This is a genomic window from Streptomyces sp. SID14436, from assembly GCF_010548465.1.
In the GTDB taxonomy this organism is placed as follows: Bacteria; Actinomycetota; Actinomycetes; order Streptomycetales; family Streptomycetaceae; genus Streptomyces.
In genome coordinates, this window is the sequence record NZ_JAAGMD010000298.1 from 1 (window position 1) to 21714 (window position 21714).

The following is a 21714-nucleotide window of genomic DNA, read 5'->3' on the forward strand; positions in this document are numbered from 1 at the left end:
GACGTGCACGGTGAGGGTCCGCGTGCCGGCGGGCGTGAATCCGGCGTCCGCCAGCAGCCGCCCCCAGTCGGCGCCGCGGTGGGGCACCCGCTCGGCGTGCAGCCCCTCGCGCGCGGCGTGACAGCGTTCCTCCAGGCCGGGGCGGTCCGACGGCGCGCCCGGCGGCAGGAAGCGCGGGAAGCCCGCCAGTTCCACGACGGCGAACAGCCCACCGGGGGCGAGCGCGTCGTGGACCGCGCGCAGGGCGCGGCCGGGATCGGCCAGGTGGTGCATCGAGGCCGAGGCCCACACCAGGTCGGGTGTGCCGAGACCGGGCCAGTCGGGGGCGTCGAGGTCGGCCGGGATGACCTGGACGCGTTCCTCCAGGCCACGCTCGCGGGCCTTCGCCGTCAGCCGTTCGAGATGGCGGGGGGAGGCGTCGACGGCGGTGACCCGCGCGTCGGGGAAGCGGTCCAGGAGCGCGAAGGTCCCGGCCCCCGTTCCGCAGCCCAGGTCCACGACGCGGCGCGGTGGTGCCTGGAGCGGCAGCCATGCGGTGATGCCGGCGAGGTGATCGGCGAGGACCTCGGCGTCCAGGTCGAGGATCTCGGCGTGGCCGTCGGAGTCGTGGGGGTGCCGGGGGTCGCCGGAGTGGGCCGGGTGCGGTGCGGGACGGGTCATACGGCGACGCTAGACCGGCCCTGCGTCGACGGCACGCCATCTTGCCGACTGCGCAAGAAGGTCGCCCGGCGGGCTGCCGCGGGCGCAACGCGTGTCCCGCGGACGGGGGAGCGGGGCGTGTCCGGGTCAGGCCGTGTCCGGCCCCCGGGCCGGACGGCCGTCGGCGTCCCGCTGGTGTCCCCGCCGGGCGTCCCGGTCGAAGATGCCCAGGATCTCGCAGGGGCCCCCTTCGGCGCCGATCGCGTGCGGCAGCATCGTCGGGAACTCCGCGGCCTGGTTCGTCTCGATGCGCAGCCGGCGGTGCCCGAGCATCAGGACGGCCGTCCCGGACAGCACCACCAGCCACTCCCGCCCGGGGTGCGCGCGCATCCGTGCGGGGTTGTCGGGTGGCGGCTCGGTCATGCGCTGACGCACCACCGTGATGCCGGGGTCGCCCTTGACCGGCCAGCGCATGAGCCCGTGGACGCTGTCGATCATCGGACTCACCACGACGTCGTCGGAGGCGGTCTCGACGAGCTGGTCGAGCGTGGTGTCCAGGGCGCGGGCGAGGGTCACGAGGCTGTCCAGCGCCAGCCGCCGCTGACCGTTCTCGATGCGGCTGAGCGTGGACTGGCTGAGCCGGGCCCGCGTGGCCAGTTCCTCCAGCGACCAGCCCTGCGCCACCCGCAGGGCGCGGATCCGCTTGCGCACCAGGCTGTCCAGGTCGTCATCGTCTTGCGGCATGGGCAACAGCGTATGCCCTCCGTGCAAGGTCGGCCTGGCGTCGTCCAGCGGTGAGACAGCGGTAAAGGCAGGCTGACCCGGACGGGTCGCCCGCTTCGGACGCCCCCCGCCTGCGGAGCGTCCGCCTCCGTCGCGGACCGGGCCCCCTACCGTCGGCGACCCGCCGCGACCCCGCCGGAGTGCAGGCGGTAGCGGGCGCCGTCGCCGATCCGGCGGATGTGCCGGCGGGTGTGACCGAGCGTGCGGGAGAGATCGGCGATGAGCGTCATGGAGGCCCCGAAGTCCACGGGCCGGTCGGGTGAGGGAGCCCGCCACCCGTCGGGATACTCGTCGGCGACCGCACGGCAGGTGGCGACCAGGTGGGTCATCAGCCGGTGGAACTCGGCGGTCTCGGCACGGGTGAAGTGCTCCGGGCGCAGGGCGGGCGGTGTGGTCAACGGTTCCCTCTTCGGTCGCCGTGCGCTCCCGCGGCCCAGGGGCGGGTCGGCCGGGCGCGCACGTGCGGGTCGTGTGCCGCCGTGGCCGGTTCACTGCCGGGCGGGCCGTGGCGGTCCGTGGGCGAGGGGTACCGGGATGCCGCCCCCCGTGCGGCACCCCGGCGTCCCCCGTGTGATCTGCGGCGTCCCGCGGCACGGGGGGAGTGCCCCGCTGACCGCAGACCCGTCGGCGGCTCGCCCGCCACGCCTCGCGGCGCGGCGTCCGAAGACGGCGAGCGGCCCGGGACCGCCCGCCCCCGGCATGTGGACGAGCGGTTCCGCTGAGCGAGATGGTGCTACGGGACATGACGACGTGTCAACGATCGTTTTCGGCTACGCAAGCATCGTTGATTGCGCCGCCCAAGTGCTGCCCAAGTGCTGCCCGGGTGTCGCCCGAGCGCTGTCCGGACGCCGCCCGAGGCCCGCCCGAGGAGGTCCGCCTGAATGCCGCGCGGGTGCCGCGGCGGCGCATCCCCGGCCGTGCGTTCTCCGGCCCCCTGGGGTGACGGGCGGTCAGGAGGCGCCGGGCGGATCCGGACAACGATCGACCGCCCCGCCTCAACGATCGTTGTTGCCGAACGACCGTGTCGCGTATGGTCGTTGCGCACACACCAGCCGTCGTCCCCGAACACCCGGAGTGCACAGGTGGCCTCACCCCATCCTCTCTCCGAGACACTGCGGCGCCTCGACGAGGTCGTCCAGCAGAAGGGGCTCTCGCCGGACCTGCTGAACGTGACCGAGCTGGCCGCCGGCACGGCCCTGCCGGAGTCCACCGTCCGCACCCTGCTGCAAGGCGGCTCACCACCCGACGAGTCCGTCAACGACCGGGTCCGGGCGAGGATCGCCGCGCTCGCCCGCGCCGAGATGGCGTCCACGGGCAAGCGCATGTCGGACCTGGCCGCGGACATCTCCCGGCAGCTGGGGGTCTCCGAGTACTGGGCCCGCCAGATCTGCGACGGCAAGAAGGTGCCCAGCGTCGAACTCCTGCACGGACTCGTCGACTACTTCGGCGTGGACGGCGGGGAGGCGTTCTTCACGGCACCGGCCGCCGAAGCCCTCAACCACGCCCTGCTGCCGCTCCTGCGCAAGCTGGAGAGCCCGGAGAACGACCCGGTGCTGGCCCTGATGGACCGCTACGGCGTGCGCTCCACCGACCTGCGCATGCACGGCTCCCTGACCCGCGAGCAGTTGGAGCGTCTCCTGGAGGGCGTCCTGCGGTCCGTCGTGCCTCCCGAAGGGGGCCGGCAGAGTTGAGCACCAAGGCGATGAAGTCCCTGCTGACCGAGCTGGGCCGGCACGCCGCGGACTCGGTCCGGCGGCCCGCCGAGCCGCGGGAGGTGATGGAGGCGTTCTGTTCCGCCATGACCGCGCGGACCGGCCGGCCCATCCGTCTCGTCTTCCGGTCCTTCCCGCCCGACATCCCCGTCTCCGGCATGCGCCTGGACTGCGGCGACCACTCCATCATCGTCGTCGAGGAACACATGGTCCCCGAGGCGCAGTTGGTGATACTCGGCCACGAACTCTGGCACGAGGAGCAGGGCGACGGAGGCCACCGGGCCGCCGGTGTGCCCGCCGCGGCCCGCACCCTGGCCCCCGGCGGCGCACCCGAGGCGGTCGACGCGGCCGTGCGGCAGATCCTCACCTCGCAGGACGTCCCGCGCGAGGCCGTGCTGACCGTCGCCGCCCGCACCGGATCCGTCGAGGACTGCGAAGTGAAGGCGGAGACTTTCGGCCTGCTCTTCGGCCGCGAGGTCCGCTCCTGGATGAAGGGCCGCTACGCGGAAGGCCCGCTCAGCCAGTCGACCGTGGAAGGCCGCATCAACGTGTCGCTCACCAGCCGGAGCGGCCGCATCCTCTCATGACGTCCTTCCACGTTCCGTACGCGGTCCCCACCGTCCTGCTGGCCCTCGCGTTCTTCCTGAAGCTGCCGACGTTCGTCCGGGCCTGGCGGGACCCCGAGATCCGGGCCACCACCCTGCTGCTGTTCTGGGCCACCGCCGCGCTCGTGGTCATCATCCCCGTCAACATCCAGCGCCTCAACGAGATGACGGGCATCCCCAACTTCGCGGCCCCCTGGGCCTATTCGTTCCTCACCGCCTCCTGCGCCACCGGCCTGACCATGATCATGCGCTGGCGGGAGGAACCGTCCGGGCGGCGGCGCAGAAGGCTGCGGCGCATCCACGCGGCCTACGCGGCGACCATCGTCGCCCTGTGGGTGACCTTCGCCCTCGCCGACGTGCCCCGGACCCGCATCTACGACCTCGACACCTACTACGCCACCACCCCGTGGATGCGCGAGCACATCCTGCTCTACCTCCTCGCGCACCTCACGTCCTGCCTCACCGCCGCCTACATGCTGTGGAAGTGGTTCAAGGAGGTGGGCAACCCCTGGCTCAAGACGGGCATCGTTTTCCTCCAGGCCGGATTCGCCCTCGGGCTGGTCTTCGACGTGGCGAAGCTGACCGCCGTCGCCGCCCGCTGGTGCGGCGTCGACTGGGACTGGCTGAGCACGAAGGCCGCACCTCCGTTCGCCCTCATGGAGGCGGTCCTCGCCGCCATCGGCTTCATCGTCCCGCAGGCCGGGCCCGCCCTGAAACGGTGGGGACGCGACCAGAGCGAGTACCTGAGGCTGCGCGCCCTGTCGCGAGCGGTGCGCGTCCTCGCGCCGGCGGCGCCCGCCCGGTTCGGCCTGTGGGTCCCGCTGGACCTGCGCGTGCTGCAACGCCAGCAGCGCATCCACGACGCGCTGCGCCTGCTCGCCCCCTACTTCGACGCCGGCCTGTACCGGGCCGTGTACGCCGAGGCGGCCCGCACCCGGCCCGAGGCGAAGGCACGCGCCACCGCGGGCGCCGTCGCCCTGCGCGAGGCGATCGACGCCTACCGCGACGGAACACCCGCGCGCACCACGGGACAGCCGTCCCGGGTCAGCTCCGCCGTCACCGACCATCTGGGCGCCATCTCCGTCGCCCTGCACCGCCCCCGCTCACTCGACAGCATCCGCCGACGGGTGACCACCACAGAAAGCCCGAAGGCCCATGCCTGACCGCGTCACCCCCCGGCGGCCCACCGCCGTGGTCATCGGAGCCAGCGCCGCCGGACTGTTCGCCGCCGCGGCACTCACCGAGTTCGCCGACGTCGTGGTCGTCGAACGCGACCACCTCCCCGACGGCCCCGAACCCCGGCGCGGAGTGCCCCAGGCCCGGCACGCGCACCTCGTGTGGAGCGGCGGTGTCCGCGCCTTCGACGAACTGCTGCCCGGCCTCACCGACGCCGTCGTCGCCCGCGGCGGCCGCATGGCCCGCATCATGGGCGACATGGTCTCCCGCGCCCCCAACGAGGTGTGGTTCCGGCGTTTCCTGTCCACCCACCACCGCAACGCGGTCTGCTCCCGCGACCTGCTCGACGCGGTCCTGCGCGACCGCGTCCTCGGCGACCCGCGGATCACCCTCCGCCAGGGCACCACGGCCCTGTCCCTGGCCGGCGACGCCACCCGCGTCACCGGCCTGCGCGTGCGCGGCGGGGACGGCACGGAGGAGACCCTGGACGCCGCCCTCGTCGTCGACGCCTCCGGCCGCGGGTCCCGCGCGGCGACCTGGCTGACCGGCCTCGGACTGCCCCGGGTCGCGGAACGCGACGTCAACGCCGGAGTCACCTACGCCACCCGCATCTACCGGGCCCCGGAGCGCGCGGGTGACACCTTCCCGCTGGTCAACGTGCAGGCCAACCCGGCGAAGGCGCCCGGCCGCGGCGGCATCGTCCTGCCCATCGAGGACGGCCGCTGGCTCGTCACCCTCGGCGGCACCCGAGGCGGGGAACCCACCGCCGACCCGGACGCCTTCGCCCGCTACGCCCTCGCCCTCGACGACCCGGTCATCGGCGAACTCATCGAGCACGCCGAACCCCTCACCGACGTCTTCACCACCCGCAGCACGGCCAACCACCGCCGCTACTACGAGAAGATGAAGCGCTGGCCCGACGGCTTCACCGTGCTCGGCGACGCCGTCGCCGCCTACAACCCGGTCTACGGGCACGGCCTGACCGTCGCCGCCCAGGGCGCCCTCGCCGTCCGCGACACCCTGCGCTCCACCGGCCTCACCGCCCCCGGCACGGCACGCCGCCTCCAGCGCGCCGCGTCCCGCCCCGTCGCGGCCGCCTGGGACCTCGCGGTCGGCCAGGACGTCTTCTACCCCGGCGCCACCGACACCCCGCCCACGGCCGCCGAGCGGTTCCTCGCCCGCTTCGTCGACCGCGCCGTCGCCACCGGGGCCCGCAACCCGCGGGCGATGTCCGCCCTCCTGGACGTCATGAGCATGGAAAAACCGGCGACCCGTCTGTTCTCCCCGGACATGCTGATACCCATGCTGTTCGGCCCGAAGAAGCCCCACCTCGACCGGGCCCCCCTCACCGAGGCCGAACGCAAGGCCGCCCTCCCCTGACCGGGGACCGCCCCCCGCCCGCGCGGGCCCCCGCCCTGCGCGCGTCCGCGGCCGTCTCCAACCACCGCGGTACCGCACCCGGTTGACGCCGCTCCGGCCGAACCGGCGCTACGCTGCGGCGATGCGGAGCCGTCCCCTCGTCGTCGACAGTCTGATCGCGGCGGCGCTGACCGTGGTGGCCCTGCTCCTGGGCCCCGAAGCGGCGCGCCAGGGCCAGCAGCCCCTCGACGCCGCCGCCTACGCGCTGGTGCTGCTGACCCACCTGCCCCTGGTGTTCCGTGTCCGGGCCCCGGTCACCGTGTGCCTGCTCGTCCACGGCGTGTGGCTGGTGTACATCGGCGCCGGCTACTGGCCCGTGGTGTGCAGCTTCGGCCCCATGCTCGCCGTCTACACCGTGGCCTCGCTGCGCCCGGCACGGATCTCCCTGCCCTGCGCGGTCCTGATGGGCGCGGTCTGGATCTGCGCCGGCGCGGTGAACCACACCGACTCCTGGCCCTCCGTCCTCGGCCAGGCCGTCGTCTACCCGGCCGTGCTGTGGCGGTTCGGGGTGCTCGCGCTCCATTCGGCCCGGCTCACCCGGCAGTTGCGCAGGGAACAGGCCGAACGCGCCCGCCGCGAGGTGGCCGAGGAACGCGGCCGGATCGCCCGCGAACTGCACGACGTGGTCGCCCACCACATGTCCGTCATCTCCGTGCAGACCGGTCTCGCCCGCTTCGTCTTCGACACCGACCCGCGGACCGTGCGCGACGCACTCGACACCATCGACGCCGTCGGCAAGGAGGCGCTCGAAGAACTGCGCCGCATGCTGATGGTGCTGCGCACCACCGACGACGCCGCCCTCGCCGGCCCCATGCCCGGCCTCGCCGGCCTCGACGACATGGCCGAACGCATCCGCAGCGCCGGCGTCCCGGTCACCCTGACCGTCGAAGGACCGCGACGACCGCTCGCCCCCGGCATCGAGCTGTGCGTCTACCGCGTGGTGCAGGAGGCCCTCACCAACGTCCTCAAGCACGCGCCCGGCGCTGAGGCCGAGGTGCGGCTGCGGTACGAGCCGCACCAGGTGACGGTTTCGGTCACGGACGACGGTGAGGGGGTGATTCCGGACAGAGTGCGGACCGGCGGCGGGCACGGCTTGATTGGCATGCGGGAGAGGGCCAAGCTCTACGGCGGGCAGATCAGTACCGGCCCGCGGGACCGAGGGGGCTTCGCCGTGCGGCTCACCCTGCCGACCACCGCGCGGGCCACCGTGCAGGGAGACGACGCCGCCACATGACCAGAGTGCTCGTCGTCGACGACCAGTTCCTCATCCGGGCCGGTCTGGTGGGGCTGCTGCGTGCCGCACCCGGCATCGACGTGGTCGGCGAGGCGAGCAGCGGCGGGGAGGCCGTGACCCTGGCCGCCGAGACCGCCCCCGACGTGGTCCTGATGGACATCCGCATGCCCGGCATGACCGGCATCGAGGCGACCGAACGCATCCTCGCCCAGGCCGACGGGGCACCGCCCAGGGTGCTGGTGCTCACCACCTTCGACCTCGACGAGTACGTGTACGGGGCGCTCCGCGCCGGCGCCTCCGGCTTCCTCCTCAAGGACTCTGGCCCGGAACGGCTGCTCGCCGCCGTGGCCGCGGTCGGCGCCGGCGACGCCCTCTTCGCCCCCAGCGTCACCCGGCGCCTGGTCGAGGCGTACGCCCGGCAGACGGTCGACGAACACCCGGCCGACCTGGAGGCGCTGACGTCCCGTGAGGTCGACGTCCTCAAGCTCTGCGCGCGGGGCATGTCCAACGCGGAGATCGCGGACCGCCTGTTCATCAGCGAGGCCACCGTCAAGACCCACCTCAACCGCACCATGACCAAACTGAACCTGGGCAGCCGGGCCCAGGCCGTGGTGGTGGCCTACGAGACCGGACTCGTCACGCCCGGCACCGGGGGCCGCTAGGGCCTCCCGATCCGGATCGGGCCGGCTCCGGACAGCACACCTAGGTCCACTCCCGCGGTACCGCCGCCCGGATCCGGTCGAGCCACTCCACGCCCGTCCGGCGTCCGTCGGGCAGCTCGTCGTCCCGGTCCCAACGCCAGGTCGTGACGATCGCCAGGACGAGAAGCCGGCAGGCGCGGAGCAACTCCTCGTCGACGCCGGGGTAGTACCCGGCCACCTCCTCGGGTGCGTGGGCGAGGTCGAACTCGACGGGTCCGCGGCAGCAGGTCTCCAGGTCGATGAAGAGCAGCCCGTTCCGCGTGCCGAGCAGGTTGCCCGGGTGCGGCTCGCCGTGCAGCAATTGATCGCCCCGGCCGCCGCGCCCGCCGATCACCCGGGCCGCACCGCGCAGCACGGCGCCGAGCAACTCCCGGTCCGGCTCTGAGAGTTCCGGCGTGCGCTCGTGGTCGGCCAGCAGCCGTCCGGCCTGCGCGATCCGCTCGGTGACGTGCGGCGCGGGCACGTCGAGGGTGCGCATGCCGGCGTGCAGGCGCGCCAGCGCGTCGGCGTAGTCGGCCGGGGCGGCCTCCCGGGGCGGCACGGACGCGTGGTAGGTCCACAGCGTGACGACGAAACCGTCCCGCTCATGGACGCGCGGCTCCACGCGGGGATCGAGTGCGGCCACCGGACACCCGGCGGCGACGAGCCGCTGGGCCAGCCCGACCTCGAACTCCGCGACCTGCTGCGCCACCGGGGCCACCCGCGCCAGGACGTCGCACGGCAGCAGCCGCAGGGTGAGCTTGTTCGAGTTCTGGACGACGGTCGTGTCGTCCGCCGGCAGACCGAGGGACGACACGACCTCCCTGGCCGCGGCCGTCGCCCGCCGCACCTGAGGTGCCTGCATCGTCGTCGGTTCCCCTCACTCGCCGCGAGGTGCGACCCTATCCCGCGGCCGACGTGCGGGCTCAGCGATTTTCCGGGGGCCCGTGCGCCCGCTGCGGGGGCACCCGGCCCGAGTACCGCGGAAGTTGCAGGAACCGCACCCCTACCCCGACGGTTTACTCCCGTCCTCAACCGACCGGCGGACGCGGCCGCCCCGGCCCGTCGCGTAGCGTCTCCCCGACTGCACCACACGCGGCGCGGGGGGAGGCGCCGCAGGGGGCCGGCCGGCGGAACCGCGGCGGCACCCGGTGGATCCGCGGCAGGCGGGAGACGGAGCAGCCGCGGAAGCCGACCGGGCGGCCCCGAGCGGCAGTTGAGGCGGTGGGATCGCGGAACGGGGGACGCGATCCCGCCGCAGCCGACCTCACCCGCACGGGACACGGGGCCTGCGACGCGGGTCCGCCCGGCCCGCGCACCGCACCGGTCGGGGCACCCCGCGCACGCCCTTACGATGATCCGGGCTGATCGTTTCCACAGCCCGAAGGACATCCGTACCACCCGGGGGAGCACCATCCACATGCGCAGGGCAAGGACCATCATCGCGCTCGTCGCGGCAGCCGGACTGCTGACCGCGTGCGGCGGCAGCGGCGACGACGACAGGAAGCCGGCCGCCGACGGTCAGGGAGCGGCCGCGTCGTCCGCGCCGGCCGCCGACGGTCAGGACGAGGAGAAGGAAGAAGAGAAGGGGACGGACGGCGGCGACCGGGCCGACACGACCTACGAGGTCACCCTCGAGGTCGGCGGCAGCGGCGGCACCAGCGTCTACTACGTCCTCGGCACGAACCGCACCGAGCAGGTCTCCCTGCCCTGGAAGAAGTCGGACAGCATCACCCTGAACAGCACCCAGCGCAAGGTCGGCACCATCGTGTCCGTCGTGCCGGGACCGGTCACCCAGTCCGACGGCCGGCTGGCCGCCGCGCCCTGCTCCATCACCGTGGACGGCAAGAAGGTCGTGGACGACCCGGGCGGCGCCGAGGGCAAGCACATCTGCCAGTACACCCTGCACTGACCCTCGCCCACGGGGCGTGCGCGCCGCACCGGTCCGCCGGAGGCGCCGCGCACGCCGACGGGCCGCCGCGGCCCGGCACCGCCCCGCCTGCCGAGGTCTGCACTACCGTGGGCACATGACGCAGCCGCTCGACGTGCTGGTGGTGGGCGCGGGCCCGACGGGACTCGCACTGGCCGCACAACTGAGCGCCTACGGCGTCGCGTTCAGGATCGTCGACCGGTCCCCCGACCGGGTCCGGGAGTCCCGCGCGCTGGTCGTCCAGCCGCGCACCCTGGAGATGCTGGCCGCCCTGGGGGCGACCGACGCACTCGTGGCCCGGGGCGACCCGGCCATGCGCCTGCGCCTGCACACCCCCGGCCGGGTAGCGGAGCTCCGGCTGTTCGACACCGGGCCGGACGACACCGCGTACCCGTTCCTGCTGTTCCTGTCGCAGGCGGAGACGGAGCGGATCCTCTCCGGCCGGCTGGCCGCGCAGGACGTGACCGTCGAGCGCGGCACCGAACTCCTCCGACTGGAGGCGACGGGAACGTCCGTCACCTGCCGGCTGCGCCACGCGGACGGCGCGCGGGAAACCGTCACGGCACGCTACGTGGCCGGCTGCGACGGCGCCCACAGCACGGTGCGCGAGCAGAGCGGCATCCCCTTCGAGGGGCACGCGTACCCGCAGACTTTCCTGCTCGCCGACCTGGAGGCGGACGGGCTGGAGCCCGGCTCGGTGCACTCGTACATGACGGGGGAGGGCATGGTGTTCTTCTTCCCGCTCGGTTCCCCGGCCGGCTGGCGCCTGCTCGCCGTCCGGCCGCCGGACCGCCCCGGCACGGACGTGGACCTGCCGCTGCTCCAGGAGACCGCCGACCGCGGCACCGGCGGGCAGCCCCTGGTACTGCGGGACCCGGTCTGGATGACGAGCTTCCGCCTCCACAACCGCGGCGCCGCCCGCTACCGCTCCGGTCGCTGCTTCCTCGCCGGCGACGCGGCGCACATCCACAGCCCCGCCGGCGGCCAGGGCATGAACACCGGCATCCAGGACGCGCTGAACCTGGGCTGGAAACTCGCCCTCGTCCTGCGCGGGGCGGCGCCCGGAGACCTTCTGGACACCTACGAGACCGAGCGGGCCCCCGTGGGCCGCAGCGTGCGCGCACTCACCGACCGCGCGTTCAGCGCCGCCACCGGCACCCACCCCGTCCTGCGCTTCGGCCGCACCCGGGTGGCCCCGCTCCTCGCGCCACTGCTGCTGCGCCCGCCCGCGGTCCGCCGCCGCCTCTTCCGCACCGTCTCCGAACTGGGCATCCACTACCGGAACAGCCCACTCTCCACGGCGGGCTCCCCCTCGCCCAGGGGCGGCCCGAAGGCGGGGGACCGGCTGCCCGACCGCCCCCACGGACTGCACGCGCGCACGGCCGCGCCGGGCTGGCACCTCCTGCTCACCGGCCCGCCCCGCCTCTGGCCCGACGCACCGCTCACCCCCGCCCTCGACGGCAGGAACGCCCCGCTGTCCGTTCACCACCTCGGCGCCGGCAGCCCGTGGCGGGGCGTCGCCCACGCCCTCGTCCGGCCCGACGGTCATGTCGGCTACGCCGCCCGGGGCACCGACCTCCGCGGCCTGCTGTCCTACCTCGACCGGTGGGCACCCGCCGGACGCGGCTGAGCCGGAGGGAGGACGGCACACGGCGGGCGTCCGCCGGCCCGGCGTTCCCCGGCCAAAACCGATGGCCAGCGGAAGGCTCGCTGTGGCAGGGTCCCCGCCGTGACCGACCATGACAGCACCGTGATCACCCCGCTGGACGAGCGCCCGTCGTTGATCCCCCGTCTCTACGAGATCGCCGACACCTGGCCGGCCTTCATCCCGCACGACCCGGTCGCCGAGGCCCTGCTGGGGCGGGTGGCCGAGGACTTCCCCCACTACTGCGTGGTCGCCACGGACGGCGACCGCGTCGTCGCCCGCGGCCTGAGCGTGCCCTTCGACAGCCGCTCCGAAGGCCGTGCGGAGATGCCCGACAAGGGTTGGGACCAGGTGCTCGTGTGGGCGTTCGGCGACCGGCACCAGGGGCAGCGGCCCACGGCGGTCAGCGCGCTGGAGATCACGGTGGACACCGCGTATCTCGGCCGTGGCCTGTCCTACCGGATGCCGGCCGCGCTGCGGGACGCCGCCCGGCGGCAGGGCCACGAGGTGTTGCTGGCCCCGGTCCGCCCGACGGCCAAGCACCTCGAACCGCGCGTCGGCATGACCGACTACGTCCGGCGACGGGGCGACGACGGTTTCCCGGCCGATCCCTGGCTCCGCGTGCACGTCAAGGCCGGCGGCACCATCCGGCGCGTCGCCCCGGCGTCGATGACGGTGAGCGGCTCACTGGACCAGTGGCGGCGGTGGACCGGCCTGCCCTTCGACCGCGACGGTGACACCGACGTGCCGGGCGCCCTCGTCCCGGTGCACTGTGACACCGCGCGGGACCGAGCCGTCTACGTCGAGCCCAACGTGTGGGTCCGGCACCGGACGGGCTGACGCCTACCGCTGCCGGGCGGCCCAGTCGGCGATCCGCGTCCCGCCGGGCCGCGCGCCGGGACCGGGCAGCAGGGTGGTCCGCCCCAGCCGGGCACCGAAGTACGGGGCCTCGGGGTCGGCCACCACCCGGCGCGGGTCCCCCTCGGCGGCCAGGGAGTCACGGACCAGCTCGTCCAGCTGGAAGGATTCCGGCCCGGTCACCTCCACCACCCCGCCGGCGGGCGGGCCGAGGGCCGTACGGCACACGGCGGCGGCCACGTCGTCGGAGTGCACGGGACGGATCCCGACGGGAGCCAGGCGCACGGTGTCGCCGTCGGTCGCGGCGTCCGTGATGCCCTTCAGGAACTCGAAGAACTGCGTCGCGTGGACGATGGAGAAGGGAATCCCGGACGCCCTGACGAGTTCCTCCTGTGCCTGCTTGGCGCGGAAGTAGCCGCTGTCCTGGAGCCGTTCGGTGCCGACGACGGACAGCACGACGTGGTGGGCGACGCCCGCCTCGGCCTCCGCCCGCAGCAGGTGGGTGGTCGAGGTGCGGAAGAAGTGCATGACGTCGTCGTCGGCGAACGAGGGGGAGTTCGAGACGTCGACGACGACGGACGCGTCCTTGAGGACCTCGGTGAGCCCCTCGCCGGTCAGGGTGTCGACGCCGGTCTCCGGCGCCGCCGGGACCGCCTCGTGCCCCTGTTCGCCCAGCTTCGTGACCAGCTTCGAGCCGATCAGACCGGTTCCGCCGATGACTACGACCTTCATGATGGGAATCCTCTCCGGTTGGTCTTCCGGCGGTGACACGGTGCGCGGCACCGTGTCACCGCCCGGTGGGGTGGCTCCCGGCCGCTTGCGGCGGCCGGGGCCGGGCGGCCTACTCCGCCAGCTTCCCGACGGTCGACACGTCCTCCATGAGCGCGGCGATCTCGTCCGGGACGGGACCGGTCTCCTCGCGGGTGACGCCCGTCGCGGGGGACCAGACCAGGTTGACCTGGAACCCGGGGTCGGTCTCCGGGTGGTCGCTGCGGTTGTGGCTGCCGCGCGTCTCCCGGCGTTCCAGGGCCGCCTCCAGCGTGGCCCGCGCGGCGAGGGCGGCGGACCTGAGGTCGAAGGCGTGCGCGAGGTCCTGGAAGCCGGCGATGTCGGGATGGACACCGATGTCCTCCATCCGCTTCTCGATGCCGGCCAGTTCCGCCAGCCCGGCACGCAGCCCGCGCTCGTCGCGCACGACGCCGGCGTGCTCGGTCATGGTGTTGCGCAGCGCCCGCTGCAGCGACCGCACGTTCTCCGGGCCGTCGGCCGAGAGCAGGCGGTCCACCTCGGCGCGGGCCTCCGCCACCGCTGCCGTCGACCGCTTCCGGGTCTCCAGCCCCAGCGCGTACGCCGCGGCGGCCAGACCCGTGACGCGGCCGTGGACGAGCAGCTCGATCAGGCTGTTGCCGCCCAGCCGGTTGGCCCCGTGCAGGCCGCTCGCCGCTTCACCGATGGCGTACAGGCCCCGCACGTCGGTGCTGTGGTCGTCGGGCCGGACCCACACCCCGCCCATCGAGTAGTGCGCCGTGGGCGCGACCTCGACCGGCTCCCGGGTGATGTCCAGCATCTGCAGGTCCAGCAGCGTCTGGTAGACCCGGGGAAGCCTCGTCATGATCGTCTGCCGGGGGAGGTGCGACACGTCGAGCCAGACGCCGCCCCGGGGCGTGCCGCGGCCCTCCTTGATCTCGGTGTAGGACGCCAGGGCCACCCTGTCACGCGTGGACAGCTCCATGCGCGCGGGGTCGTGGCGCTGCATGAACCGCTCGCCGAGGGCGTTGCGCAGGATGCCGCCCTCCCCGCGGGCCGCCTCACTGACCAGCGTTCCGGCCGCGTTCTCCGGCTCGATGATCCCCGAGGGGTGGAACTGGACCAGCTCGGGGTCCCGCAGCCGGGCACCGGCCTCCACCGCGAGCCGGAAGGAGTCGCCGGTGTTCTCGTCCCGCCGGGACGACGTGCGCCGCCAGATGCGGGTGTGGCCGCCCGCGGCGAGGATCACGGCGTCCGCGTGGATGACGTAGCGCCGCCCGTCGGTGAGGTCGAAGCCGTAGGCGCCGAACACGGCGCCGTCGTGCACCAGCAGCCGGGTGATGTACACGCTGTCGAGCACCGGGACGCCGAGCTGGTTCGCCCGCCGGACCAGGGTGCGCTGGATCTCCAGGCCGGTGTAGTCGCCGGCGAAGGCGGTGCGGCGGAACTTGTGCGCGCCGAAGAAGCGCTGGGAGATGCGGCCGTCGTCCTCCCGGGCGAACTCCATGCCGTAGCGCTCCAGGTCGTCGATGCCACGGGCCGCCCCGCGGGTGACGATCTCGACGGTGCGCGGATCGGCGAGCAGATAGCTCTCCTTGAGCGTGTCCGCGGCGTGCTGCTGCCAGCTGTCCTCGGGGTCCGTCGTGGCCAGCGCCGCGTTGATGCCCCCGGCGGCCAGGGCCGTGTGCGCGTCCTCCTTGGGGCGTTTGCCGACGGCGAGGACGTCCACCCCCGCCTCGGCGAGTTCGATGGCCGCCCGCAGGCCCGCGCCGCCGGTGCCGATCACCAGGACGAGGGTGGCGAGGCGTTGTTCGGTGATAGCCACGGTTGCTCCGATCTCTTGGGCCGTCACTGAGTACGACCGGCCGGCCGCCGCTTTTGTGACAAAGGGCCCGAACGGGGCACCCCGCCGCGCGATGCGCCGACGGGTGGCGAGGGAGCAGGGGGGGCCGTCCGCTGGTGCCGTGCCGTCGGCCGCCGGGAGGCTTCAGCGCTTCAGGCCGCGACGGACGCGACGAAGGGCGCCAGCTTCGCCGGGTTCAGCACCCACATGACCCGGTCGATCCCCTCCGCCGACACGTCGACCGACAGCAGCGCCACGGCGTCCTCGCCGGACCGGACCAGGACCGCCGGCCGGCCGTTGGCCTCGACCCACTGGGTCCGGGTCCGCGGCCAGAACCGCGGGGCGAACGCGACCACGTACCGGGCGACCCGCGTCCGCCCGACGACCGGGATCCGCGACGCGCCGCGTGCGCCCCCGCCGTCGGCGTAGCTGACGACGTCCGCGGCGAGGACGTCCTCCAGGGCGCGCAGGTCACCGGTGCGCGCCGCCGTGAGGAACACCTCCAGCAGGCGCTGGTGCGCGGACCGGCTGACCCGCTCGCGCCGCTCGGCGGCCAGATGCCGGCGTGCCCGGCTCACCAGCTGCCGGGCGTTGGCCTGACTCGTCCCCAGGATCTCCGCGATCCGCCCGTAGGGGTAGTCGAACGCCTCCCGCAGGACATAAGCGGCCCGCTCCGTGGGGGTGAGCCGCTCCAGCAGGTGCAGCACGGCCAGTTCGACGGCCTCCGCCCGTTCCGCGCCCAGCTGGGGATCCGCACTCGTGTCGACGGGCTCGGGCAGCCAGGGCCCGACGTACTTCTCCCGCCGGACCCGTGCGGACCGGGCCGTGTTGAGCGCGAGCCGGGTGGTCATCGTGGTGAGGTAGGCCGCGGGTTCGATCACCTCGGCCCGGTTGCCCTGCTGCCACTTCACCCAGGCTTCCTGCAGGATGTCCTCGGCCTCCGTGGCACTGCCCAGCACGCGGTAGGCGATGCCGAAGAGCTGCGGGCGCGCGGCCACGAAGTCACGCGTCGCCTTCTCGAGTGAGTCCGCATCGTCACTTGTGCGCATCGATGCCCCTTCCGGCCCGCAGTCGTGTTCATGCTATGTCCGGCCGCTATGTCCGGCCCGGGCGGGGGGCCGCGCGGGCACTGCCGGGCCCGCCCACGGCGGCCGCGCGCCCGGAGGGCGGTCGCACGCGCGTGGTGACGCGCTGTCCCGCCCCGGAGGCGGACCGTCGGGGCCGGCCCCTTCCCGGCCTCAGCCGAACTGGCCGGGACGGTAGCTGCCGGCGGGCTGGCGGTTGATCACGTTGATGCGGTTGTAGGCGTTGATGAGCGCGATGAGCGACAGCAGCGCGATGAGCTGGTCGTCGTCGTAGTGCTTGGCCGCCGCCCGCCAGGCCTCGTCGGTGACACCGCCCGCCGCGTCCGCGATGCGCGTGCCCTGCTCGGACAGTTCGAGCGCGGCCCGCTCCGCCTCGGTGAACACGGTGGCCTCCCGCCACGCGGCCACCAGGTTGAGCCGCTGTTGGCTCTCGCCCGCGGCGGCCGCGTCCTTGGTGTGCATGTCCGTGCAGAAGCCGCAGCCGTTGATCTGGCTGGCGCGGATCTTCACGAGTTCCTGGGTCGCCGTGGGCACGCCCGTTTCCGAGGCGGCCTTGGTCGCCGAGTTGATGTGCCGCAGCACCTTGCCCGCGAGGGGGTTGCCGAAGAAGTCGACGCGCGGTTCCATGACGCTCTCCTGAGGATCGGGTGGTTCGGGTTCACCCCTGCTGACCGGGCAGGGGACCGATGTGTGACACCCGCCGGAGGGGCAGGTGCCGCAGTCCCGGCGCGGTCCCGCCGTCCTCTTCTCCGTGCTGGGTGGGCGGGCGGCCGGCGAGCGTCCGGCCGGGATCGGGGCCAGGGTGGGAAGCATGGCCGGCGCGAGCGTTTTGGTGACCGGGTGCCCGTCCGAGGGGACGGCGCCGGGCCACCGGACCGCCGACAGCGCCCTCGGCTCCCCGCGGACCCCGCACGGATCCACGCCGCTTCGGCCCTCCGCCTCCGTCGCGCCGCGGCTCGTCTCCCCACCGGGTGCGTCACGCACCGTCCCCCGGACCGGTCTTCTGTGCAGAAGGCCGTGACATCCCTTCCCCGTGCACCACGTCGAAAGGAAGAACCGTGAGTGACATCGTTCTCGAACCCGCCGCACAGGAATTCGCCGACGCGACCGCCAAGCCGCCGCTGCTGTACGAACTGGGCGTCGAGGGGGCCCGCAAACTGCTCGACGACGTGCAGGCCCAGCCCGTCCCGAAGCCGGACGTCGACGACCGGTGGATCACCGTCCCGGCACAGGCCGGCGACGTGCGGGTCCGCATCGTCAAGCCGGCCGGGAGCACCGGCACCCTGCCCGTGATCCTCTACGTGCACGGAGGCGGCTGGATCCTCGGCAACTCCGGGACCCACGACCGTCTGGTGCGCGAGCTGGCCGTCGGCGCCGGGGCGGCCGTGGTCTTCGTGGAGTACGACCGCTCCCCCGAGGCCAAGTACCCCGTCGCCATCGAGCAGGCGTACGCCACCGCCCAGTGGGTCACCACGCGGGGTGCGGAGGAGGGCCTCGACGGCTCCCGCATGGTCGTCGCCGGCGACTCGGTCGGCGGCAACATGAGCGCCGCCCTGACCCACATGGCGAAGCGGCGCGGAGACGTGACCTTCCTCCACCAGTCCCTGTACTACCCCGTCACCGACGCGGCCCAGGACACCGAGAGCTACCGCACCTTCGCCGACGGGCCGCACCTGACCGCGAAGGCCATGGAGTGGTTCTGGGACGCCTACACCACCGACCCGGCCGAGCGCGCCGAGATCACCGCCTCCCCGCTGCGGGCGACGCTCGACGACCTGCGGGACCTGCCGCCGGCGTTCGTCGTCGTCGACGAGAACGACGTCCTGCGCGACGAGGGCGAGGCGTACGCGCGCAAGCTGATCCAGGCCGGCGTGCCGACCACCCACCTGCGCTACAACGCCACCCTGCACGACTTCATGATGCTGAACCCGGTGCGGGGGACCCAGGCGTCGACCGCCGCGATCGAGCAGGCCGTCCACGTGCTGCGCAAGGCGCTGGGAACCGACTGACGGACGACGGCCCGCCGGGCGCCGCCGGACCCCGCGGGCCGGCGTGTCCTCGGATCGACGCGCACAGGGCCGCACCGGCCTCCGCTCCCGCGTGCCGAAGCCGAAGAACAGCCACGAAAGGAAAGTCCCATGAGTGCCCAGAACCCCACCATCGTTCTCGTCCATGGCGCGTTCGCCGACTCCTCCAGCTGGAACGGAGTCGTCGAGAAGCTCCAGTCGCACGACTATCCGGTGATCGCCGCGAGCAATCCGCTGCGCACCCTGACGGGGGACGCCGCCTACGTGAGGCAACTGCTCGCCTCCGTGGACGGCCCCGTGGTCCTCGTCGGCCACTCCTACGGCGGGGCGGTCATCAGCAACGCCGCGAAGGACCAGGACAACGTCAAGGCGCTGGTCTTCGTCGCGGCCTTCCTGCCCGACGAGGGCGAGAGCGCCATGACCCTGGCCGGCAAGTTCCCCGGCAGCACCCTCGGTGAGGCACTCCGTCCGGTGCCGGTCACGAACACGGACGGCAGCCAGGCGGTGGACCTGTACATCGAGAAGAGCAGGTTCCACCAGCAGTTCGTGGCCGACGTGCCCGAGAGCACCGCGTCGGTCATGGCCGCCACCCAGCGGCCGGTGACCGACGCCGCGCTGGGGGACGCAAGCGCCGCCCCCGCCTGGAAGGACATCCCGTCATGGGTCCTCGTGGCGACCGAGGACCGCAACATCCCGCAGGAGACGCAGAAGTTCATGGCGGAGCGTGCCCGGGCCACGGTCGCGACCGTCCCCGCCTCGCACGCGGTCAGCGTCTCGCAACCCGATGCCGTCGCCCGTCTGATCGAGGAGGCGGCGCAGGCCGCGGCCTGAACACCCGGCCCCCGGCACCCGCACCCGCACCGCGCCCGGCGGTGCGGGTGCCCGCGTCCCCGGCCCGCTCCCCCCGGCACGAGCGGGCCGTCCTTCGTGTGCCGGACCCCGGCGGCGTCCAGGACCGGCGACGCCCCGGACACGACCCGACACGACCAGGGAGCACCACGGATCGCCCGGGACCACCACGGACCACCCCGGGCCCACCACGCACTTCCCCACGGACTCTCCAGGGCGCGAGGACGACCGCCGCGGCGGGACGTTGGTCGCAGGTTCACCTCCGAGCCGCCGACCCACCACTTCCTGGGAGCCGACCGTGGACACGCACCTGGCGGAGACCGAGACCGCGTACGACACCCGCACCGGGCACGACACCGGCCCCGCGCCCCGAACCGGACCCGCGCACCCCATCGCCCCCGCGCACCCCGCCGCACCCGCGCCCGGAACTGCGACCGGCACCGGCGCGAGCGGCGGCACGACACCCGGGGCCATCGACGACCTGGAGGACGCGACGTCCCTGTTCCTCAGCGTCCGGCCGTCCCTGTTCAGGATCGCCCACCGCATCGTCGGCGACGCGAGCGAGGCCGAGGACGTCCTCCAGGAGGTGTGGCTGCGCCTGCGGCGGACCGACCGCCGGGCCGTGCACAGTCCCGCGGCGCTGCTCCGGACGATCACGGTCCGGCTGGCGATCAACGCGGGGCAGTCCGCCCGCCGCCGCCGGGAGTACCCCGCCACCCCGTGGCTGCCCGAACCCCCCGCCTCCGAGGCGACACCGGAAGCGGTGGCCGAGCGGCAGGAGGCGGTGGAGCAGGCGGTCGCCCTGCTCCTGGAGCGGCTGACCCCGAGGCAGCGGGCCGCGTTCGTCCTCCGGGAGGGTTTCGGCTACCCGCACACCCGGATCGCCGGACTGCTGCACCTCAGCGTGGTCAACTCACGACAACACGTGGCCCGTGCCCATCAGCGCCTCGCCGGGACGCACACGGAACGGACGACGCGGCACCCTGCGGACGCCGCCACGCACCGCCGGTACGTGCGGGTCTTCCTGGCGGCGGCGCAGACCGGGCAGCTGGCGGGCCTGGAGCAGCTGCTCCTCGACGACACGCTCGACCAGACGCTCGATGACCCGGCGGACCGGACAGAAGCAGCCCCGCTCGCCCCGGCTGCATAGGCCGCAGCACCCGCACCGCGGCCACCCCAGGCCGGACGGCACCGGGTCCGGCCTCGCGCACCCCCCCCACAGACCGCTCAGCGGATGCGCGGCCGCGCGGCCCCGACCGCACGGCACCGCGCGCGCCCCGCCGGTAGGCTCGGCGGAGGCACCGGAACACGGGATTCTGGGCGCCAGGCAGTGTCTTCTGGTCACCGTGCGAGGTGAACGCGATGCTGGGCCGCATACCGGAACGCGGGGTGATGGACCGGCTGGCGGCCGACGTGCGGGCCGGCCGGAGCACGGCCCTGGTGGTGCGCGGGGAGGCGGGCCTCGGCAAGACCGCACTCCTCGATCACCTGGCGGCCCACGCACCCGGCTGCCGGACCGCGCGCGCCGACGGCAGCGAGGCCGAGATGGAACTCCCCTTCGCCGGACTGCACCAGCTCTGCGGCCCGCTCCTCGCAGGCCGGGACCACCTCGCCGCCCCCCAGTCCGAGGCACTGGACGTCGCCTTCGGCCTCGCCAAGGGACCGCCGCCGGACGCGTTCCTGCTCGGCCTGGCGATCCTGAACCAGCTCGCCGAGGTGGCGCGGGAGAGACCGCTGATCTGCCTGGTGGACGACGCGCAGTGGTTCGACCGTGCCTCCGTGCAGGTCCTCGGCTTCGTCGCACGCCGGCTGCAGGCCGAGTCGGTCGGCCTGGTGTTCGCCGTACGGGAGCCGGACGACGCGCGGACGCTCGACGGGCTTCCCGGCCTGTGGCTCGAAGGACTGGCGGACGACGACTCCCGCGCCCTCCTGCGGTCGGTGATCCCCGGAGTCCTCGACGAGAACGTCCACAGCCGGATCCTCGCCGAGGCCCGGGGCAACCCGCTGGCCCTGATGGAGCTGCCCCGCAGCGTCACCGAGGCCGACCTCGCCGGAGGGTTCACCCGGCCCGCACCGCGCCCCGCGGCGAGCCGGATCGAGGAGAGCTTCCGCGACCGCGTCCAGTCGCTTCCCCCGGCCACCCAACAGCTGCTGCTGCTCGCGTCCGCCGAACCGAACGGCGACCTCACCCTGCTGCACCGTGCCGCCGAGCGGCTGGGCCTGTCGATGGACGCGGCGTCGCCCGCCCTGGCCCTGGGCCTGATCGAGTTCGGCGGCCGGTTCCGCTTCCGCCACCCCCTGGTGCGCTCGGCGGCCTACCGCGTCGCGGCCGAGACCGACCGCACCGCCGCCCACCGCGCCCTGGCCGAGGCGACGGACCCGGACCTGGACGCGGACCGCCGGGCCTGGCACCGGGCCCTCGCGACGGTGCTGCCGCAGGAGGACGTCGCCGCCGACCTGGCCCGCTGCGCGGACCGGGCAC

Annotated in this window: 21 protein-coding genes; 13 read left to right on the forward strand and 8 right to left on the reverse strand. The window is 74.0% G+C overall.

Features of this window, described 5'->3' with window-relative positions; genetic code table 11:
* The 3 genes from G3I53_RS10880 to G3I53_RS10890 form a co-directional block, all read right to left on the reverse strand.
* The coding region (locus G3I53_RS10880; RefSeq protein WP_164438279.1) for a class I SAM-dependent methyltransferase at positions 1 to 660 on the reverse strand (660 nt) is incomplete at its 3' end.
* Between the two features lie 126 nt (positions 661 to 786).
* Positions 787 to 1383 carry a helix-turn-helix transcriptional regulator gene (locus G3I53_RS10885; RefSeq protein ID WP_203591617.1) on the reverse strand — a complete coding sequence of 199 codons (597 nt, stop codon included), beginning with the start codon at positions 1381 to 1383 and terminating at the stop codon, positions 787 to 789.
* 146 nt (positions 1384 to 1529) lie between these two features.
* The gene (locus G3I53_RS10890) at positions 1530 to 1820 is read right to left on the reverse strand and encodes a type II toxin-antitoxin system YhaV family toxin (RefSeq protein ID WP_164333198.1); all 291 of its coding nucleotides are present in this window, start codon (positions 1818 to 1820) and stop codon (positions 1530 to 1532) included.
* Positions 1821 to 2504: 684 nt separating this feature from the next.
* Here G3I53_RS10890 and G3I53_RS10895 point away from each other — a divergent pair.
* The 6 genes from G3I53_RS10895 to G3I53_RS10920 all read left to right on the forward strand — a co-directional run bounded on the left by G3I53_RS10895 (position 2505) and on the right by G3I53_RS10920 (position 8230).
* Positions 2505 to 3113, forward strand: a complete 609-nt coding sequence (locus G3I53_RS10895; RefSeq protein WP_164333197.1) for a hypothetical protein — start codon at positions 2505 to 2507, stop codon at positions 3111 to 3113.
* Positions 3110 to 3721: a toxin gene (locus G3I53_RS10900; protein ID WP_164333196.1), complete on the forward strand. Its 612-nt coding sequence runs from the start codon at positions 3110 to 3112 to the stop codon at positions 3719 to 3721. Before G3I53_RS10895 ends, G3I53_RS10900 begins: the two co-directional genes overlap by 4 nt.
* Positions 3718 to 4902 (forward strand): MAB_1171c family putative transporter, encoded by a 1185-nt coding sequence (locus G3I53_RS10905; RefSeq protein WP_164333195.1) that lies wholly within the window; start codon positions 3718 to 3720, stop codon positions 4900 to 4902. Before G3I53_RS10900 ends, G3I53_RS10905 begins: the two co-directional genes overlap by 4 nt.
* A complete protein-coding gene (locus tag G3I53_RS10910; protein ID WP_164438280.1) occupies positions 4895 to 6295 on the forward strand; it encodes an FAD-dependent monooxygenase in 1401 nt (466 codons plus the stop codon). The genes G3I53_RS10905 and G3I53_RS10910 overlap by 8 nt, the downstream gene beginning before the upstream one ends.
* A 121-nt stretch (positions 6296 to 6416) precedes the next feature.
* A complete protein-coding gene (locus G3I53_RS10915; protein WP_164333937.1) occupies positions 6417 to 7568 on the forward strand; it encodes a sensor histidine kinase in 1152 nt (383 codons plus the stop codon).
* Positions 7565 to 8230 (forward strand): response regulator transcription factor, encoded by a 666-nt coding sequence (locus tag G3I53_RS10920; RefSeq protein ID WP_164333938.1) that lies wholly within the window; start codon positions 7565 to 7567, stop codon positions 8228 to 8230. Before G3I53_RS10915 ends, G3I53_RS10920 begins: the two co-directional genes overlap by 4 nt.
* Positions 8231 to 8270: 40 nt before the next feature.
* Here G3I53_RS10920 and G3I53_RS10925 read toward each other — a convergent pair whose 3' ends face one another.
* Complete coding sequence (locus tag G3I53_RS10925) at positions 8271 to 9113, reverse strand: phosphotransferase (RefSeq protein WP_164333939.1); 843 nt, start codon at positions 9111 to 9113, stop codon at positions 8271 to 8273.
* Positions 9114 to 9668: 555 nt separating this feature from the next.
* Between G3I53_RS10925 and G3I53_RS10930 the strand changes: the two genes are divergently transcribed.
* The 3 genes from G3I53_RS10930 to G3I53_RS10940 all read left to right on the forward strand — a co-directional run bounded on the left by G3I53_RS10930 (position 9669) and on the right by G3I53_RS10940 (position 12663).
* Complete coding sequence (locus tag G3I53_RS10930) at positions 9669 to 10160, forward strand: hypothetical protein (protein ID WP_164337424.1); 492 nt, start codon at positions 9669 to 9671, stop codon at positions 10158 to 10160.
* Positions 10161 to 10275: 115 nt separating this feature from the next.
* Positions 10276 to 11808, forward strand: a complete 1533-nt coding sequence (locus tag G3I53_RS10935) for an FAD-dependent monooxygenase (protein WP_164438281.1) — start codon at positions 10276 to 10278, stop codon at positions 11806 to 11808.
* 99 nt (positions 11809 to 11907) lie between these two features.
* Positions 11908 to 12663 carry an N-acetyltransferase gene (locus G3I53_RS10940; RefSeq protein ID WP_343240592.1) on the forward strand — a complete coding sequence of 252 codons (756 nt, stop codon included), beginning with the start codon at positions 11908 to 11910 and terminating at the stop codon, positions 12661 to 12663.
* Positions 12664 to 12666: 3 nt separating this feature from the next.
* Here G3I53_RS10940 and G3I53_RS10945 read toward each other — a convergent pair whose 3' ends face one another.
* The 4 genes from G3I53_RS10945 to G3I53_RS10960 all read right to left on the reverse strand — a co-directional run bounded on the left by G3I53_RS10945 (position 12667) and on the right by G3I53_RS10960 (position 16983).
* Positions 12667 to 13413 (reverse strand): SDR family oxidoreductase, encoded by a 747-nt coding sequence (locus tag G3I53_RS10945; RefSeq protein WP_164334341.1) that lies wholly within the window; start codon positions 13411 to 13413, stop codon positions 12667 to 12669.
* A 109-nt stretch (positions 13414 to 13522) separates the two neighbouring features.
* Positions 13523 to 15253, reverse strand: a complete 1731-nt coding sequence (locus G3I53_RS10950; protein ID WP_164334342.1) for an FAD-dependent oxidoreductase — start codon at positions 15251 to 15253, stop codon at positions 13523 to 13525.
* 170 nt (positions 15254 to 15423) lie between these two features.
* On the reverse strand, positions 15424 to 16320 hold the full coding sequence (locus G3I53_RS10955; protein WP_164334343.1) for an RNA polymerase sigma-70 factor: 897 nt from the start codon (positions 16318 to 16320) through the stop codon (positions 15424 to 15426).
* 189 nt (positions 16321 to 16509) lie between these two features.
* On the reverse strand, positions 16510 to 16983 hold the full coding sequence (locus G3I53_RS10960; protein ID WP_164334344.1) for a carboxymuconolactone decarboxylase family protein: 474 nt from the start codon (positions 16981 to 16983) through the stop codon (positions 16510 to 16512).
* 431 nt (positions 16984 to 17414) lie between these two features.
* Between G3I53_RS10960 and G3I53_RS10965 the strand changes: the two genes are divergently transcribed.
* From G3I53_RS10965 to G3I53_RS10980, 4 genes are all read left to right on the forward strand, one after another.
* Positions 17415 to 18365 carry an alpha/beta hydrolase gene (locus G3I53_RS10965; RefSeq protein ID WP_164334345.1) on the forward strand — a complete coding sequence of 317 codons (951 nt, stop codon included), beginning with the start codon at positions 17415 to 17417 and terminating at the stop codon, positions 18363 to 18365.
* A gap of 129 nt (positions 18366 to 18494) precedes the next feature.
* Complete coding sequence (locus tag G3I53_RS10970) at positions 18495 to 19214, forward strand: alpha/beta hydrolase (RefSeq protein ID WP_164334346.1); 720 nt, start codon at positions 18495 to 18497, stop codon at positions 19212 to 19214.
* A gap of 316 nt (positions 19215 to 19530) precedes the next feature.
* Positions 19531 to 20382 (forward strand): sigma-70 family RNA polymerase sigma factor, encoded by an 852-nt coding sequence (locus G3I53_RS10975; RefSeq protein ID WP_164333432.1) that lies wholly within the window; start codon positions 19531 to 19533, stop codon positions 20380 to 20382.
* 212 nt (positions 20383 to 20594) lie between these two features.
* A partial coding sequence (locus tag G3I53_RS10980; protein WP_164438282.1) for an AAA family ATPase occupies positions 20595 to 21714 on the forward strand: 1120 nt, incomplete at its 3' end.